The organism is Citrobacter sp. NCU1 (assembly GCF_010231475.1).
Lineage (GTDB): Bacteria > Pseudomonadota > Gammaproteobacteria > Enterobacterales > Enterobacteriaceae > Citrobacter_D.
This window is the reverse complement of the sequence record NZ_NRDO01000005.1, coordinates 85,892-101,243: the sequence shown is the minus strand read 5'-3', so window position 1 is coordinate 101,243 and position 15,352 is coordinate 85,892. Positions and strand designations below refer to the sequence as shown.

Sequence of the window (15,352 nt, the reverse complement as noted above, 5' to 3'; positions counted from 1 at the left end):
AGAATTCATGATGTGATCGGTAGCACATTTTAAAGTTTAATTGTATGATGAATCCCTCTCTTCAAGGGCGTTTGCTATGAGTAAATCACTGAATATCGTCTGGCAATATTTACGCGCATTTGTGCTGATCTATGCCTGCTTATATGCAGGTATTTTTATTGCGTCGCTGCTTCCGATCACCATTCCCGGCAGCATCATCGGCATGCTGATCCTCTTCGTTTTACTGGCACTGCAAATTCTGCCCGCCAAATGGGTCAATCCAGGTTGCTACGTGCTTATTCGCTATATGGCGTTACTTTTCGTTCCCATTGGCGTTGGCGTGATGCAGTACTTTGACTTGCTGCGCGCGCAGTTTGGACCCGTCGTTGTCTCTTGCGCGATAAGTACGCTGGTTGTCTTTCTGGTGGTTAGCTGGAGCTCGCATATTGTGCACGGCGAACGAAAAGTGGTTGGGCATAAAGGATCAAAACAATGATGTCGTACATCTGGTGGTCATTACCTCTGACACTGGCGGTATTTTTCGCAGCGCGTAAGCTGGCGGTGCGTTTTAAGATGCCATTGCTGAACCCGCTGCTGGTCGCAATGGTGGTTATCATTCCTTTGCTTATCCTCACCGGTACGCCTTACGATCACTATTTTCAGGGCAGTAAAGTGCTGAACGACCTGCTGCAACCTGCCGTGGTGGCGCTGGCCTATCCGCTCTATGAGCAATTGCACCAGATCCGAGCCCGTTGGAAATCCATCATCACTATCTGTTTCTGTGGCAGTGTCGTCGCGATGGTGACGGGCACGTCGGTCGCCTTGCTGATGGGCGCCACGCCGGAAATCGCTGCGTCGGTATTGCCCAAATCGGTCACCACACCTATCGCGATGGCGGTTGGGGGGAGTCTGGGCGGCATTCCGGCGATCAGCGCGGTATGCGTAATATTTGTCGGGATCCTCGGGGCAGTGTTTGGTCATACGCTGTTAAACGCCATGCGGATCCGTACCAAAGCCGCGCGCGGGCTGGCAATGGGAACAGCATCACATGCTCTCGGCACGGCACGTTGCGCTGAGCTGGATTACCAGGAAGGCGCCTTTAGTTCGCTGGCGCTGGTGATTTGCGGGATTATCACCTCGCTTTTGGCTCCTTTTTTGTTTCCTGTCATTTTGGCGGTTGTGGGTTAAAATTTGCGATGCGTCGCGCATTTTCAATTTAAGTTTCATAAGTTGCACAATTAATGAGATATGAGTCACATATAAAGCCGTAACAGGCCCGTACACTACGATTCCATTACATTGTTATGAGGCAACGCCATGCATCCACGTTTTCAAACTGCTTTTGCCCAACTCGCGGATAACTTGCAATCAGCGCTGGCACCACTTCTGGCGGATAAGCATTTCCCCGCCATGCTGAGTGCAGAGCAGGTCTCGACGCTTAAAAGTGAATCGGGGCTGGACGAAGACGCGCTGGCTTTCGCACTCCTGCCGCTGGCTGCCGCCTGCGCGCGTACCGACCTTTCCCATTTTAACGTTGGCGCTGTGGCGCGTGGCGTCAGTGGGACATGGTTTTTCGGTGGGAACATGGAGTTCCTGGGAGCCACTATGCAGCAAACCGTTCACGCCGAACAAAGCGCCATCAGCCACGCCTGGTTACGCGGCGAAAAAGCCCTTGCCGCCATTACCGTCAACTACACCCCTTGTGGTCACTGTCGTCAGTTTATGAACGAACTGAACAGCGGGCTGGATCTGCGCATTCACTTGCCAGGACGCGAACCGCACACGCTGCGTGACTATTTGCCAGACGCTTTCGGTCCGAAAGATCTGGCAATCAAAACGCTGCTGATGGACGAACAAGATCACGGTTTCGCCCTGAAAGGCGACGCGCTGACTCAAGAAGCCATTCGCGCAGCCAACCGATGCCATATGCCGTACAGCAACTCCCCAAGTGGCGTGGCGCTGGAGTGTAAAGACGGGCGTATTTTCACCGGCAGCTATGCTGAAAACGCCGCGTTTAACCCAACGTTGCCGCCTCTGCAAGGCGCGTTAAACTTGCTGAATCTGAACGGTTACGACTATCCGGATATCCAGCGTGCCATTCTGGCGGAAAAAGCAGATGCGCCATTGATTCAATGGGATGCTACCGCCGCGACGCTGAAAGCGCTGGGCTGCGACAACATCGACCGCGTACAGCTGGCGTAAATCGTTGTGCCCGGTGGCGCAAGCTTACCGGGCCTAAAACGGCAATCCCCTTCCTGCAACGTTGAGGTATGTCGAAAATCCCCGCAATCAGACTCCCGATTCTTGCGCTACGCTGCCGGGTAAAGTAGCCTGATTGAAATTTCTTCCTTTTATCGAGTTCTTCGCAATGTTAAAGCGTCTGTTTTACAGCCTGTCAGTCCTGGTCGGCTTGCTGCTGTTAACTGCGCTTGGCCTCGACAGATGGATGAGCTGGAAAACGGCCCCGTACATCTACGACGAATTGCAGGACTTGCCCTATCGCCAGGTCGGCGTGGTCTTAGGCACCGCCAAATACTATCGTACCGGTGTGATTAATCAGTATTACCGCTACCGTATTCAGGGCGCGCTTAACGCCTACAACAGCGGTAAGGTTAACTACCTTTTGCTTAGCGGCGACAATGCGCTGCAAAGCTATAACGAGCCGATGACAATGCGTAAAGATCTGATCGCGGCAGGCGTTGATCCTGCGGATATCGTGCTCGATTACGCAGGCTTTCGCACTCTGGACTCGATTGTGCGCACCCGTAAGGTCTTTGATACCAACGATTTCATCATCATCACTCAGCGCTTCCACTGCGAACGCGCATTATTCATTGCGCTGCATATGGGAATTCAGGCTCAGTGCTATGCAGTTCCTTCGCCAAAGGATATGCTCACCGTCCGGGTGCGCGAATTCGGCGCGCGTTTTGGCGCGCTGGCCGATCTCTATCTCTTCAAACGTGAACCGCGCTTTTTAGGCCCGCTGGTACCCATTCCCGCCATGCATCAGGTCCCAGACGATGCGCAGGGTTATCCGGCGGTGACACCTGAGCAACTGCTGGAATTACAAAAGAAACAAGGAAAATAAGCGTGGAAGACAAAACCCTTTTTATCGTGATTGGCGTGCTGATGGTCGTTGTCTGGACCTTCCGACAAGGGCTAAAGGGGATACGCACTGGCGTCATCGAGAAAACGGTCAAAGGCTCGCAAGAGCCACTCTTAATTCAGCGTTGTGCTGAACCCACGACGTACTGGATCTATATCGGTGTCTACTTTGGGCTTTCGCTGGGCGCACTGCTCGTGGGAATTTGGTTAGTCTTTATCAAATAAATAAAAAACCGGTGCAGAACGTCTCTGCACCGGTTTTTTGCGTTGATAAATTACTTCTTACGGGCGTACTTCAGGGAATCCAGCGCGACCGCGAAGATAATGATGCCGCCCTTAATGATGTACTGCCAGTAGGGGTTCACACCGATATAGGTCAAACCGTAGTTGATGACGGTGAAGATAATCACACCGGTCACCACGCCGAAGACGGTCCCTACACCACCGCTGAACGACACGCCGCCAACCACGCACGCCGCAATCGCATCCAGTTCGTACATAAAGCCGAGGTTGTTGGTGGCAGAACCGATACGACCGGCCTCCAGCAAACCACCAAAGGCATAGAACACACCAGACAATGCGTAGATCATCAGCAGGTTCAGCGCGACGTTTACCCCAGAAACTTTTGCCGCTTCCGGGTTACCGCCGATAGCAAAAATGTTTTTGCCAAAACGGGTTTTGTTCCACAGTACCCACACGAACGCCACGGCAATCAGCGCATAGAAAGTAATGTAAGAGAGTCGGAAGCTACCCAGCGCAATGAAGCCCTGCGCAAAGGTCGAGAAGCCGCTATCAAAGCCAGAGATTGGCGATGCCCCCACGAAGTCGTAGTAGAGGGAGTTGATACCGTAAACGATAATCATCGTGCCAAGGGTGGTGATAAACGGCGTCACGTTGAGGTAGGCAATGATAATGCCGTTCACCAGACCGATAATGGCCCCCACCGCACAGACAATCAGGATCACCAGCGCAATCGGCATGGTCGCCATTTCAGGGAAGACTTTATTCGCGTTTTCCATCGATTGCAGCAGCGTCGCCGCGACTACCGCCGCCAGCCCGACCTGACGACCTGCTGACAGGTCAGTCCCCTGGGTGACAATCAGTCCGGCAACACCCAATGCGATAATGATACGTACGGAAGACTGCGTCAGGATGTTACTCAAGTTCAGCAGACTTAAGAATGTGGGGTCCTGGAAAATAATAATAGCCAGTAAGACTAAAAGAACGACGTAAATTCCGCCTTCTTTTAGATAAGTAAGAAAACTTTTCTTATTTAACGCACTCATGAGGAGCCCCTGATCTTAAAGGTGCAAAGACGCAAGACGCAGAATTTCGTTTTGCGTAGTCGTTTTGGTGTCAACAATTCCAGCAACGAGACCGTTACTCATTACCAGAATACGATCTGTAATCCCTAACAATTCCGGCATTTCAGAAGAGATGATAATGATGCCCTTCTCTTTCTTCGCCAGCTCCGCGATCAACTGATAAATTTCAAATTTCGCGCCAACATCAATGCCGCGCGTAGGTTCGTCCAGCATTAATATTTCTGGTTGGGTTAATAACCAACGGCCAATAATAACCTTTTGCTGATTCCCCCCCGAGAGAGAACCAATTTGTGTACGATGGCCCGGTGTTTTTACCCGCATAGAGTCAATGACCCATTGGGTATCACTCTTCATTCGGGAATTGTCCAACAGACCGACTTTATTTTTGTAATTATGTATATTGGAAATCAACGAGTTGAAGCCAATATCCAGATAAGCATAAATCCCGGTCGAACGACGCTCTTCCGTGACCAGCGCAAAACCATGGTTAATGGCTTCGTTTGCGTTGTGGTTGTTAATCTTCTTGCCGTGCAACGTAATGGTGCCGGACGATTTTTCACGGATACCAAACAACGTTTCAACGATGTCCGTCCGTTTTGCCCCGACCAGACCAGCAATCCCCAGGATCTCCCCTTTATGCAAATCAAAAGAGATGTCACGGATTGATGGCTGACGTAAAGAGGTCAGATTGCGCACTTCCAGAATCACTTCGCCAGGCTTGTTCTCTTTGTCCGGGAAGCGCTGGTTCAGCGAGCGCCCGACCATCATGGCGATGATTTTGTCCATATTCAGTCCTTCCAGCGGCTGCGTCGCAATCCACTGGCCGTCGCGCAGGACAGTAATCTCATCGCATAACTGGAAAATTTCTTCCATTTTATGAGAGATATAGACAATACCGCAACCACGCTCTTTCAGCTTACGGATAATGGTAAACAGATGATTAACCTCTTTCTCAGTTAATGAAGAGGTGGGTTCATCCATAATTACGATTTTCGCGTTATACGAGAACGCTTTCGCAATTTCGATCATCTGCATTTGTGAAACGGATAACGTCCCCACTCGCGCCCGCGGGTCGATATCAATATCCAGTTCATCAAATATCGCTTTGGTATCGCGATACATTTTGTCCTGATCAACAAACATGCCTTTCGTGGGATAACGCCCCAACCACATGTTGTCCATCACGGAGCGCTGCAACACCAGGTTTAATTCCTGGTGAACCATCGAAATGCCATTCTCCAGTGCTTCTTTGGCGGAATGAAAATCGATTTCTTTACCCTGAAATAAAATGCTACCAGAATCTTTTTGATAGATTCCAAAAAGACATTTTAATAATGTTGATTTCCCTGCACCATTTTCTCCCATTAATGCATGAATAGAATGGGGGCGGACTTTTAAATTGACATTATCAAGTGCCTTAACGCCGGGGAAAGACTTGTTGATGCCGCTCATTTCTAACAAGAATTCGCCTGACGGCTGAGTAGTAGTGCTGACCATAATTATACCTTGTTGGCCTCGCAGAGTGCGTTATTAAAGGGCGCAAGAGATATGCGCCCGAGAAAACGGATAACAACGATTATTTTTTGGTGAACTCAGCCAGATTATCTTTATCAACACCTACGTACGGAACGCGAACAATTTTGTTCTCAATTTTCCAGTTGGTACCTTCAGCCGCGGCTTTACCATCCGCCAGGTTTTTCGCCAGATCGAAGGTCGCTTTCGCCTGGTTGTTGGCGTCGTTCAGCACGGTACCTGCCAGCGCGCCGGATTTCACCAGCGCCAGTGCTTCTGGTAATGCATCCACACCAAATACCGGTACGCTGGTCTTGTTGTGCGCTTTCAGGGCTTCTACGGCCCCCATTGCCATGGCATCGTTGTTCGCGATAACCACTTCAATTTTGTTGGCGTTCGGGCCGGACAACCAGGCATCCATTTTATCTTTCGCCTGAGCGGTATCCCACATTGCGGTATCTAACTGCAGTTGCTCGGTTTTGATACCTTTGTCGTTCAGCTCTTTGATAACGTAGGTGGTACGGGCTTCAGCATCCGGGTGACCCGGTTCGCCTTTCAGCAGAACGAACTGAATTTGGCCATCTTTGTTCAGATCCCAACCCTGATTCGCTTGCCAGTGTTTCGCAATCAGGTCGCCCTGAATAATTCCGGATTCTTTAGAGTCAGTGCCGACGTAATAGGCTTTGTCATAGCTGTCCAGCGCCTTACGGGAAGGTTCTTTGTTGAAGAAGACAACCGGGACATTTTGACCGCGCGCTTTCTCAATCACTGTACCTGCCGCTGCCGGGTCAACCAGGTTGATTGCCAGCGCTTTCACGCCTTTCGCCAGCAGAACGTCGATCTGGTCGTTTTGTTTAGACTGATCGTTCTGAGAGTCATTCATCAGCAGTTGTACGTCAGGTGCCGCTTTGGCATCTTGTTCGATAGCCTTACGTACCACGGACATAAAGTTATCGTCATATTTGTAAATCGTCACACCAATGCGGGTATCAGCAGCGTGCGCAGCCGCGCCGAATAACATGCTTGCCATCACAGCAGACAGAGTCAACACCTTCTTATTCATGGTATCTCCGGTTTTATTATGCAGGGTAGTACTTGAGAAAAATGCTCGGCAGGGCAGAACGTTAAATAAGTGTTACTGAATGCCGAAGCTCACTTTTTAAAAATCTTTCTTCCGTGCCCAGTAACGCTCCAAAACCAGGCTGTACTTTTGGTTTAAGGCGCTAACGCAGCGGTAAAACTGATTGCTCACCGTTACATAATAGTTACAGCGTTTCAAACGGTGCCATCATAGCCATCACATTGTTAAGATACTGTGAATTTACTCACACATTGAAAGCGGTTACATACAACGACATTTTTAGTTAGTGATCAGGGCCGCATTCTGCCGCAATGCCACGGAGTGCCTACGCACCAGCGTCGGCATAAAACAGTGCGTTGCCGACACATCTAACGTGCCTGCGGCGCCCTGTAACGCCAGCTCTGTTGCCATTTTGGCCATTGAAGCAATGGGATAACGCACCGTCGTCAGTTGCGGGTCGGTGTAACGTGCGATAGGAATATCATCAAAACCAATAATCGACAGATGCAGCGGGATAGCAATACCGTTGTCTTTCAACGCGGTGAGCGCGCCGGCGGCCATGTTGTCATTGTAAGCAAACACAGCAGTGAGTTGCAGGTTACGCCCCAAAAGCTCAACCATGGCTGATTCGCCCCCCGGCATGTCAGGCGATCCTGTGCCAACCCAGCTCTCAGGCGGGGTGATCCCCTGCTCGCTCAGTGCGGCTAACCACCCTTCTTTACGCATTGCATCATCTTCGATACGGTGGCTGGAAGCCAGATAGCCAATGCGTTGATGACCATTATTAAGCAGCATCCGCGTGGCCATTTTTGCGCCGCTGACATTATCCAGACAGACGCAACGATGGGCGTAGCCGGGAATAAGGCGGTTGATCAACACCATGCCGGGGATCTGATCCATAAATTCGCTCAGTTCCCGATCGCTTAGCGCTTTGGAGTGGACAATCAGAGCGTTGCAGCGTTGGCGGATCAACACCTCAATGGCATGTCGTTCTTTTTCAGCCTCGTGGTAACTGTTACCAATCAGCACATATTTCTGATGCTGTTGAGCAACCAGATCCACCGCTTTTACCAGTGCGCCAAAAAAGGCATCTGAAACATCCATCACCACAACACCAATGGTGTCGCTCACCTGCGTTGCCAACGCCTGCGCATTCGCATTAGGGCGATAACCCAGTGAGGTGACCGCTTTCATGACGGCGTCACGTGTATCAGGACTCACTAACGTACTGTTATTCAGTACACGAGAAACGGTCGCTACAGAAACGCCAGCCTGACGTGCCACATCACGAATGGTTATCATATTCACTACCCTGTTTGAAATTGCCGTTGCTCACAGACCCCCCTTTGCAGGCGGCTATTTTGTCAGCGACGCGCGGAGGACTGCGTGAGTAAGGTCACAGGGTTGGAAACGGTTACATGGATTTTGTTAATGAATGTGATCCAGATCGTTATCTGGATGTTCGAGATAATGATGCCCCTGACGCACGTAGGGTCAATTGCCGCCACAGCCATTCCACTGGCCCCTGACGCCAGAAATGCAGCCAAACGACGGAGAAAAGCAGGTTCGCCAGCCACACGGGAACCACAAACAGCAACAGCTCCAGCCGGTCGAATTTCATAAACAAATCGAAATGATAAAACAGCGTGGTGCAGAAAAGCGTCTGCAAGAGGTAATTACTCAGCGCCATTCTTCCTACGCAGGCTATGGCGATAACCAGTTTGCTGCGGCTTAATTGAGGCCAGAAGCCAAACATCAGCGCCGCGTACCCCAGCGCCTGAAACGGTGCGCTCAGCTCGCGCGGAGCCTGCAACAAAAATCCGCACCAACGCCATGCCCAATCCAGTTGCCATTGCGCGACTATCGCGGGCAGATTAATCAAGACTCCGGCAACAATCAGCATGGCGCCTGTTCGGCGGTAATGATGCAGGCTGTACTGACCTTTCAACCAGCCGCTACGCATTAACGCCGCCCCCAGCAGCATCATCCCCGCCAGTTGCCAACCATATTGAGCCCCCAGCGCCAGCAAACTGTTCGACAACGCGTCGACGCGATTACTGATGGCTTCCACTCCCCCGTTCAGCTTCCAGTATTTTTCATACAACAGCGAGGAAGCATCCGGGGTCCAGGCCCGGCTGATGTCATTGCCTGAAATTGTTCCCAGCAGCAGCAAAACACCAATCCCTGCCAGATAAAGCACGATGCCGGTGTTGAACAAGCTCTTCACGGATGGCGCGTCACGCACCAGTCGCCAACAAATCAGCCCAACAAGACCGTAAGCCAGCAAAATATCGCCATCCCAGAATAACAAGGCGTGAATAAATCCCAGCAACACCAGCAGCGTCAGACGTGACTGGATCCAACGCTTGCCGCGCGGCAGCAACATTTGCAACCCTGCGCCGAACAACAAGGCAAAGAGTGTGAGAAATTTGGCCTGTGCAAAGAGATCGAGGATTGCCCACGTCCAGGCATCGGAAGCGGTAATATCGCCGTACCAGGCGGGATTGAGATACGCGGCCTTTGGCAAACCAAAGGCGCTGATATTGAGTAGCAGAATACCCAGGATGGCAACGCCACGAACAAAATCCAGCGTGACATTACGCTCCATATCCTGGGCCTTAATCAGTTGTGGTGACGAACAGCGCGCAGAAACTCCTGGCGGGTATTCTGGCTGGATTTAAACAACCCGCCGAGCGAGGTCGTTGTCGTTGCGCTGGTCGCATCGCGAATTCCGCGCGCTTTCACGCAGTAATGCACTGCGTCAATTGATACCGCCACATTGTTAGTACCCAGTAATGTTTGCAGCGCCGTCAGAATTTGCTGAGTCAAACGCTCCTGAACCTGCGGACGTTGGGCAAAAAACTGCACAATGCGGTTAATTTTCGAGAGGCCAATCACCGACTCTTTCGGGATATAGGCCACTGTCGCCTTCCCATCAATGGTCACGAAATGGTGTTCACAGGTACTGGTCAGAGTGATGTCACGCACCGTGACCATTTCATCGACCTTCATTTTATTTTCAATGACGGTGATTTTAGGGAAGTTTGCGTAATCAAGACCGGAGAATATCTCATCGACATACATCTTAGCGATGCGGTGAGGCGTCTCCATCAAACTGTCATCGCTCAAATCAAGATTCAATAACTGCATGATCTCAGTCATGTGGCCTGAGATAAGACGTTTGCGCGTTTCGTTATCCATCTCATGCACGGGCGGGCGCAGCGGGGTTTCCAGACCACGCGCAACCAGCGCTTCATGAACCAGGGCCGCTTCTTTACTGAGTGATGACATTTCTTTTTCTCCTGCAGGTGTGGCGCCTCTGCCCTACGTGGGACAAAGTTTTTAAGCTGTACGACAGCCCAAACATTGTGCGTGAGGCCGCGCACATAATCCAGTATTCACAGTGATAATTATTGAAATTGACGCTGCCTTTCATCACCTGGATTCCACACGCCTCCCCTGACCGGTAAACCTGATGACTCACGGTGCCTGAGTGTTAATGTAAAGTTGTGTAGATGATGAAGCATGTTAGCTAAATGCGGAAGTGAAAGTTACTCACAGCACAATGAATAATCTGTATTATGGGGAGTTCACAACGCACAACACAACAGGAGCCACGCATGGAAATGCTCGAAGAGCACCGCTGTTTTGAAGGCTGGCAGCAACGCTGGCGGCACGACGCCAGTACGCTGAATTGCGCGATGACATTCAGTATTTTTCTTCCCCCTCCCCGTGATACCTCGCCACCTCCCGTGCTGTATTGGCTGTCAGGATTGACCTGCAATGATGAAAACTTCACCACCAAAGCCGGCGCGCAGCGCATTGCGGCTGAACTGGGGATTGTTCTGGTCATGCCAGATACCAGCCCGCGCGGTGAACAGGTCGCCGATGATGAACATTACGATTTAGGCAAAGGTGCGGGATTCTACCTGAATGCGACCCAGCAGCCCTGGGCCACGCATTTTCGCATGTATGATTATCTGCGCGATGAACTTCCGGCGCTGATCCAGTCACAATTTAATGTTAGCAGCCGTTGCGCTATCAGCGGACATTCGATGGGCGGACATGGCGCGCTCGTTATGGCGTTGAAAAATCCCGGTAAATACACCAGCGTTTCCGCGTTTGCGCCGATTGTGAATCCGTGTCGTGTGCCGTGGGGAGAAAAAGCCTTTACCGCGTATTTGGGTGAAGAAAGGGAGCGGTGGGCAGAATGGGATAGCTGTGCGTTGATGTTGTCCAGCAAACCCGAACACGCTATTCCAACTCTCGTGGATCAGGGCGATAACGATCAATTCCTCGCCGACCAGCTTCAGCCTGCGGTACTGGCGGAAGCGGCTCGCCAGACGTCATGGCCAATGACATTGCGCATTCAACCCGGCTACGATCACAGCTATTACTTCATTGCCTCTTTTATTGAGGATCATCTGCGGTTTCACGCGCAGCATTTGCTGAAGTAATTTGGGAGGGCGCCGGCCCTCCTCCTTCTCTTCCCACAAACCTTCATTTTTCTTCACATTCCCGCCATATTTACATTTACTTATCTTATTGATTTAAAACTATTTCAACTTAAATTCACATAAACGCAAATAATTCCAATTATCATTTATGTTTACAAAAAATCATTCTTTTGTACAATTCCCCCGCCTCATCTACGTAAAGAATACTTAAAAGACAAATACATACAGTCGTCGTGGCTTTACACATGACACGCAGTTTTTTTATTCATTTAAATGGAATGATACAAATGACCATACCTCACGTTAAGGCCGTTGCTATCGCAGTAAGCGTAGCCAGCCTCCCATCACTCGCCCATGCTACTGACCAGGACACCGTCGTTGTTACCGCTACGGGATTTGAGCAGAAGATTCAGAACGCCCCCGCCTCCATTTCTGTGATTACCAAACAACAGATTGAGGATAAAGCCTACCGCGATGTCACTGATGCGCTAAAAGATGTCCCTGGCGTGGTAGTGACCGGCGGCGGGAGCAGTAGCGACATCAGTATTCGCGGCATGGCCTCGCAATACACGCTTTTCCTGGTCAACGGTAAACGCATCAGTACCCGTGGCACGCGACCGAACAGCGATAACGCCGGGATTGAACAAGGCTGGCTGCCCCCACTGGAATCTATTGAGCGGATTGAGGTGATTCGTGGGCCGATGTCCTCCCTTTACGGTTCAGACGCGATGGGTGGCGTGATCAACGTGATCACCAAGAAAGTCTCCAATACCAAAGGCTGGACCGGTTCTCTGCATGGCGATGCCACCTTCCAGGAAAACAGTGATTCCGGCGATCTCTTCCAGACAAACGCCTATGCCTCTGGTCCATTAATTGACGGATTACTGGGCGCTAAAGTGACAGGGCTATTGTCACGCCGCGCCGAGGATCAGATCGTCAATGGCTTTAATGAACAGCGCCTGCGCAACGGTGGATTGACACTTAACTTCACGCCAGATGAAAAAAACGATGTTGATTTCGACATTGCGCGCGAACTGCAGGACCGCGACAGCACGCCAGGCATGTCAATGGCGGAGACCACCTGCCGAGGCACCACCTGTAAACCCAATACCAAAAGTGAAAACCGCTACGAGCACACCACCTACTCATTAACGCACAGCGGTTATTACGATGACTTCAACAGCACCAGCTACGTTCAGCAGGAAGAGACCAATAACCCGGGTCGCGAGATGAAGTCTTACAATACGATTTTCAACAACCAGAACCAGATTTTCCTCGGCGCACATACTCTGACGCTGGGTGGGCAATATCGTTATGAAAAACTCCGCGATAACGGTAACCAGTTGCAGGCGGCTGATGGTCTGAACAAACTGACGCGCTGGAGCTGGGCGCTGTTTGCCGAAGATGAGTGGGCGATCACCGACACTTTCACCCTGACCGGCGGCCTGCGAATGGATAAAGATGAAAACTACGGCGACAACTGGACGCCACGCGGCTACGGTGTCTGGCATCTGGCGGAGCAGTGGACAGTGAAAGGCGGTGTCTCTGCGGGCTACCGCGCCCCTGACCTGCGCCAGTCTTCAGCAAGCTGGGGACAGGTCACTGGCGGCGGTCGTCTGAATGGCATCATTGTAGGCAACCCGGATCTGAAACCCGAAAAAAGCCTGAGCGAAGAAATTGCCCTGCTGTGGGATAACGGTGACAACCTCAACGCCGGCGTTACGCTGTTCAACACCGATTTTAAAGATAAGATCACCGAAGTTCGCCGCTGCAACAGCAGTGCCGATCCCGCCTGCACGATCGGCGATGAAACCTACGACTTCGTCAGCGATCGCGTCAACGTTGATGAAGCAAACATGCGCGGCGTCGAATCGACATTTGGCTGGAAGGTCACTTCCGATCTGAACTGGACGGCGAACTACACCTGGACCGAATCTGAGCAGAAAAGCGGCCAGTTCTCAGGCAAGCCATTGAACAAAATGCCGAAACACATGTTCAACACGACGCTGGACTGGCAGGCAACGCAGGACATTGGTTTCTGGAGCCGCCTGAACTTTCGCGGTAAAACGTCTGAATACCTGAGCCGGACATCAATGTCGCAGGGGACGCCCTCTTATACTCAGGTTGATGTGGGCATGCGCTACAACGCCAACAAGAATCTGCTGGTGACCGCAGGGGTCTACAACGCGCTGGATAAGCAGATTGATTACGATACCTATGACACGATCCTGGACGGTCGTCGTTATACGGTAGGTTTAACGTACAACTTCTGAGTGCACTAAAGCAAAAACCCCGGCATCTCTGCCGGGGTTTTTCTTTTTCATCGTTGTCGGATGGCAGCGCAAAGACTAAATCCTGCCGACAACTGACTCACATTATTTCTTGGTGCGTTTCGGGAATTGCATTTCGCTGTAACGAACGAAGCGCGTACCCCGGGTCAGTTTGTAGCCGAACCAGATGATCAAGAACAGCGGAATACCGATGTAGGTCGCCATCACGCCGCCCCAGTCAATGGTGTCTTGCAGGAAGGCTTCGTAGTTCTGGCCCAGCGTAATGGTCAGACACAACACGAACGCAAAGATCGGTCCCAGCGGGAAGAAGCCTGAACGATACGGTAAATCCTTAATATCATGCCCCTGCATCACATAGCCGCGACGGAAGCGGTAGTGACTGATGGCGATCCCCAGCCAGGCGATGAACCCGGTCATCCCGGACGTGTTCAGCAGCCACAGGTAGACGGTCTGGTTGCCAAACATAGAGGTCAGGAAGCACAGACCCGCAATCACGGTGGTGGCATACAGGGCATTACGCGGCACACCGCCACGAGACAGCTTCGCAAAGATACGCGGCGCCTTGCCATCACAGGCCAGGGTATACAGCATACGGGTAGAGGCATACATCCCGGAGTTACCCGCAGACAGTACCGCCGTCAGGATAACTGCGTTCATTACCGCTGCGGCAGAGAGCAGACCCGCGTGCTGGAATACCAGCGTGAACGGACTAACGGAGATATCTTTTACGTCATTACGCAGCAGACTCGGGTCAGTGTACGGAATGATCAGGCTGATGATCAGGATGGCGAACACATAGAACAGCAGGATACGCCAGAACACCTGACGCACCGCGCGAGGGATGTTCTTCTCCGGATCTTCTGACTCACCCGCAGCAATACCAATCAGCTCGGTGCCCTGGAAAGAGAAACCGACGATCATCGCTACACCTATCATCGCCGCGAAACCACCGGCAAACGGTGCGTCGCCCGTCGTCCAGTTACTCCAGCCTACCGGCTGCGCGCCTTTGAAGATGCCGAAGATCATCATCACGCCAACCACGATAAAGATAATCACGGTGGTAACTTTGATAAGCGAGAACCAATATTCCGCCTCACCAAATCCGCGCACGGAAATGTAGTTCAGCAAGAAAATAACGCCCAGGAACAGGGCACTCCAGATCCAGCCTGGGGTGTCCGGGAACCACCAGCTCATCACCAGTTGCGCCGCCACGAGGTCAACCGCGATGGTTACGGCCCAGTTGTACCAATAGTTCCAGCCCAGCGCGAAGCCAAAGCCTTCTTCTACATAGTTCTGACCGTAGGTTGCAAACGAACCGGAAACCGGCATATAGGCAGCCAGTTCACCGAGACTGGTCATCAGGAAATACACCATCAGGCCAATCAGAATGTAGGAAAACAGCGCGCCCCCTGGGCCTGCTGCAGAAATCGTTGCACCAGATGCAACAAACAAACCTGTACCGATGGAACCACCAATGGCGATCATCGTCAGGTGGCGCGCCTTAAGTTCGCGACGTAACGCGGGCGCTTCTGTGGTTTTAATTTCGGAAACCATGTGAAAATGCTATCCATCCAAAAAATGAGGGGCGATTGTAGCAGACGA

At 51.5% G+C, this 15,352-nt stretch carries 14 protein-coding genes; 7 read left to right on the top strand and 7 right to left on the bottom strand.

The window, feature by feature from the left end:
* Positions 1-76 precede the first annotated feature (76 nt).
* From CJP72_RS02080 to CJP72_RS02060, 5 genes are all read left to right on the top strand, one after another.
* A complete protein-coding gene (locus CJP72_RS02080; protein ID WP_162379246.1) occupies positions 77-475 on the top strand; it encodes a CidA/LrgA family protein in 399 nt (132 codons plus the stop codon).
* On the top strand, positions 472-1,167 hold the full coding sequence (locus tag CJP72_RS02075) for a CidB/LrgB family autolysis modulator (protein ID WP_162379245.1): 696 nt from the start codon (positions 472-474) through the stop codon (positions 1,165-1,167). The genes CJP72_RS02080 and CJP72_RS02075 overlap by 4 nt, the downstream gene beginning before the upstream one ends.
* Before the next feature lie 129 nt (positions 1,168-1,296).
* The gene (gene cdd, locus CJP72_RS02070) at positions 1,297-2,181 is read left to right on the top strand and encodes a cytidine deaminase (RefSeq protein ID WP_162379244.1); all 885 of its coding nucleotides are present in this window, start codon (positions 1,297-1,299) and stop codon (positions 2,179-2,181) included.
* A 166-nt stretch (positions 2,182-2,347) separates the two neighbouring features.
* Positions 2,348-3,067, top strand: coding sequence for an outer membrane permeability protein SanA (gene sanA, locus CJP72_RS02065; RefSeq protein WP_162379289.1), 720 nt, complete (start codon positions 2,348-2,350; stop codon positions 3,065-3,067).
* 2 nt (positions 3,068-3,069) lie between these two features.
* Positions 3,070-3,309, top strand: coding sequence for a DUF2542 family protein (locus CJP72_RS02060; RefSeq protein WP_162379243.1), 240 nt, complete (start codon positions 3,070-3,072; stop codon positions 3,307-3,309).
* Between the two features lie 50 nt (positions 3,310-3,359).
* Here CJP72_RS02060 and mglC read toward each other — a convergent pair whose 3' ends face one another.
* The 6 genes from mglC to folE all read right to left on the bottom strand — a co-directional run bounded on the left by mglC (position 3,360) and on the right by folE (position 10,293).
* Complete coding sequence (gene mglC, locus CJP72_RS02055; protein ID WP_162379242.1) at positions 3,360-4,370, bottom strand: galactose/methyl galactoside ABC transporter permease MglC; 1,011 nt, start codon at positions 4,368-4,370, stop codon at positions 3,360-3,362.
* 15 nt (positions 4,371-4,385) lie between these two features.
* The gene (mglA, locus tag CJP72_RS02050; protein ID WP_162379241.1) at positions 4,386-5,906 is read right to left on the bottom strand and encodes a galactose/methyl galactoside ABC transporter ATP-binding protein MglA; all 1,521 of its coding nucleotides are present in this window, start codon (positions 5,904-5,906) and stop codon (positions 4,386-4,388) included.
* Between the two features lie 79 nt (positions 5,907-5,985).
* Positions 5,986-6,984 (bottom strand): galactose/glucose ABC transporter substrate-binding protein MglB, encoded by a 999-nt coding sequence (mglB, locus tag CJP72_RS02045; protein WP_162379240.1) that lies wholly within the window; start codon positions 6,982-6,984, stop codon positions 5,986-5,988.
* 297 nt (positions 6,985-7,281) lie between these two features.
* Positions 7,282-8,304: an HTH-type transcriptional regulator GalS gene (gene galS, locus CJP72_RS02040; RefSeq protein ID WP_162379239.1), complete on the bottom strand. Its 1,023-nt coding sequence runs from the start codon at positions 8,302-8,304 to the stop codon at positions 7,282-7,284.
* Between the two features lie 148 nt (positions 8,305-8,452).
* Positions 8,453-9,610, bottom strand: coding sequence for a DUF418 domain-containing protein YeiB (yeiB, locus tag CJP72_RS02035; protein ID WP_162379238.1), 1,158 nt, complete (start codon positions 9,608-9,610; stop codon positions 8,453-8,455).
* Positions 9,611-9,624: 14 nt separating this feature from the next.
* A complete protein-coding gene (gene folE / locus CJP72_RS02030) occupies positions 9,625-10,293 on the bottom strand; it encodes a GTP cyclohydrolase I FolE (protein WP_043000121.1) in 669 nt (222 codons plus the stop codon).
* Positions 10,294-10,622: 329 nt separating this feature from the next.
* Between folE and fghA the strand changes: the two genes are divergently transcribed.
* On the top strand, positions 10,623-11,459 hold the full coding sequence (gene fghA, locus CJP72_RS02025) for an S-formylglutathione hydrolase (protein ID WP_162379237.1): 837 nt from the start codon (positions 10,623-10,625) through the stop codon (positions 11,457-11,459).
* Between the two features lie 287 nt (positions 11,460-11,746).
* Complete coding sequence (locus tag CJP72_RS02020) at positions 11,747-13,732, top strand: ligand-gated channel protein (RefSeq protein ID WP_162379236.1); 1,986 nt, start codon at positions 11,747-11,749, stop codon at positions 13,730-13,732.
* A 102-nt stretch (positions 13,733-13,834) separates the two neighbouring features.
* Here the strand turns inward: CJP72_RS02020 and lysP are convergent, their stop codons facing one another.
* Positions 13,835-15,304 carry a lysine-specific permease gene (lysP, locus tag CJP72_RS02015; RefSeq protein WP_162379235.1) on the bottom strand — a complete coding sequence of 490 codons (1,470 nt, stop codon included), beginning with the start codon at positions 15,302-15,304 and terminating at the stop codon, positions 13,835-13,837.
* Between the last annotated feature and the right edge of the window lie 48 nt (positions 15,305-15,352).